The organism is Bartonella sp. AA81SXKL, assembly GCF_042196945.1.
GTDB lineage: Bacteria > Pseudomonadota > Alphaproteobacteria > Rhizobiales > Rhizobiaceae > Bartonella.
Genome location: NZ_JBHIRH010000121.1, coordinates 1 through 1,000 on the forward strand (window position 1 = coordinate 1; position 1,000 = coordinate 1,000).

A 1,000-nucleotide genomic window follows, 5' to 3' on the forward strand; every position below is an offset into this window, starting at 1 on the left:
ATTCGATGAGTGATAAAATTGCGACGTATTTTGGCGGAGGTTCGTCGTTTAATGGGGCCTTTACAGGACCGACTTATAAATTATCTCAGATTGATGCGGATGGTCATGTAAAACGGGTTCAATTTAACGATGTTGGTAGTGCATTTGCAGGTCTTGATACAAGTGTGAAGAATGTGAATACTCATCTAACGCAAGAGGTTAAGAAGTTTGAAGAGAAAATCACGAATATTACACAAGAAGTTCAAGGTGATGCCTTGTTGTGGGATAGGAGTAAAGAGGCCTTTGTAGCAACGCATGGAGAAAAAGATAGCAAAACCAATAGCAAGATTACATCTCTTTTGGATGGAACAATTAATGAAAACTCCACGGATGCTGTGACGGGTAAACAGCTTCATACTCTAGGTGATAAAGTTGCAAAGACTTTTGGTGGAGGTGCTGGATATGAAGGTGGCAAATGGACAGCTCCTACGTTCACGGTTAAGGCTGTCAAGGAAGATGGTCAAACAGAAGATAAAGACTATCATGATGTAGTTTCTGCCTTTGCCGGTGTAGGTACCTCCTTCACAAATCTTCATAAAGAGATTACCAAAGAAATTAATAATGCGGTTACCAAAGTGGAAGGTGATAGCCTTATTAAGCAGGATAAAAACGCTGATCCTATTACTATTGGTAAGGAAACAAATGGTACTGTAATTAATGTTGCGAATACAAGCGGTGTGAATCGGGTGATTTCCGGCGTAGGGGATGCAAAAGATAACAATGATGCCGTTAACAAGGGTCAGCTTGAAAAAGGTTTAAAGGATCTTTCCAGCAGTCTTCAGTCAGATGATTCAGCGGTTGTTCATTATGATAAAACAGGTGAAGACAATAACACTATTAATTATACGAGTGTGACTTTAGGGAAAGGTCAAGGTTCTTCACCTGTTGGACTTCATAATGTAGCCAATGGTAAGATTGGTGATGAGTCACATGATGCGATTAATGGTAGTCAGATTAACAA

General features: G+C 39.8%; 1 pseudogene. It reads left to right on the forward strand.

The features are described 5' to 3' along the window. Window positions 1–1,000, forward strand: a pseudogene (locus tag ACFINZ_RS09975) (hypothetical protein); the annotation flags it as partial.